The following is a 1,237-nucleotide window of genomic DNA, read 5'->3' on the forward strand; positions in this document are numbered from 1 at the left end:
ATGTAAATATTTTCATTTTTTTCTTTTTCAATTATAGGGACAAGAAGGGGAAGCAAAGAATTATCATCGTTAATATCACGTTTAATATCATCTAACAATTTTCTTACATTTTTAATTAGGATGTCCCATTGGGAACAAAGAGTGTTAAACTGAATATTTAAGTCAGCCGAAAAATCACGGGGCTTGTCTATTAAACAGTAGTTAAACAAAATATCTGCTAATATGTTGCGGACAATGTTATTTGGATTATTACCGGAATAAAGTTCTTTTATTGCGGGATTATTGCGGTGTGCGATAAAAAAAGGATACGAAGCCTCAAGAGCGATATTATAGCACCTCTGCTGATCAATCTGAAAATCCGGGCTTATGCCGTAACGGGGCGCGCATTGTTTTACGATTGAAGCACTGTAAGAGTCCAAAGTTTGAATTCTTGCGTGAATAAAATCATCAATGGCTTTTTGCGCCCTTTGTGCCTGTATGCCGCTCTCTTCCTGAGCGATTTGCGAAACAAGCGAATATATCCTCTTAAACATTTGAGCGGCGGCTTTTTTTGTAAACGTCAATGTTAATATTTCATCAACTTTATAATCTTTCTCTGTGAGCAACCATACAAAACGATGTGCAAGCACCATTGTCTTGCCAGACCCTGCACCTGCGGAAACAACGGCGTTCTCTTTGCAGAAAGCGGCTTTTTTTTGTTCTTCATTTAATTGTTTACGATTTGATTTTAAGTTCATCAATGCTTCCCCAAAGAATTATTATTTTCACGTCCGATAATATAGACAGTGCGGCATATACGCTGATATTCGCAATCTTTACAATCGTTGTAACTTTGCGGAAAAACAGTAAAGTCGCCTGACGATATTTCATTTACAAACTGCTCCGTTTTATTTTGAAATTCCTTAAAAATTTTCTCATAACGTTCACTACTTCGGTCAATTTGATCCTCTTCTTTAGTAGGAATAGTTTTATTTGCGTATTCATTGTAAATTGTTCCGATAATTACTTCGGATTTTTGATCCAGAATACTGTAAAAGAGTGCGGTATACACGTCAAATTGTTCATTTTTTTCGATTAAAGTTATATACATTGGAAGCTGAAAATCCGTAAGCGGCGTTTCTTCGTCTGCAATGCAATCGCATCGGGCGGGCATATTTTTTAACTTAAAATCGACAATAACATATTTATCAATACCGTCACGATTTTCTTTTAGAATACAATCAATAAATCCGTTAAG

2 protein-coding genes are annotated in these 1,237 nt (G+C 35.7%); both read right to left on the minus strand.

Features of this window, described 5'->3' with window-relative positions; genetic code table 11:
* Window positions 1-737 (minus strand): UvrD-helicase domain-containing protein (locus tag ACYVTD_RS13210; protein WP_461248202.1); only part of this gene is annotated, 737 nt, incomplete at its 3' end.
* Window positions 737-1,237, minus strand: a 501-nt coding sequence (locus ACYVTD_RS13215; RefSeq protein WP_461248203.1) for a PD-(D/E)XK nuclease family protein, incomplete at its 5' end; no start/stop codon positions are given. The genes ACYVTD_RS13215 and ACYVTD_RS13210, both read right to left, overlap by 1 nt.

This window comes from Treponema sp. R6D11, from assembly GCF_054786075.1.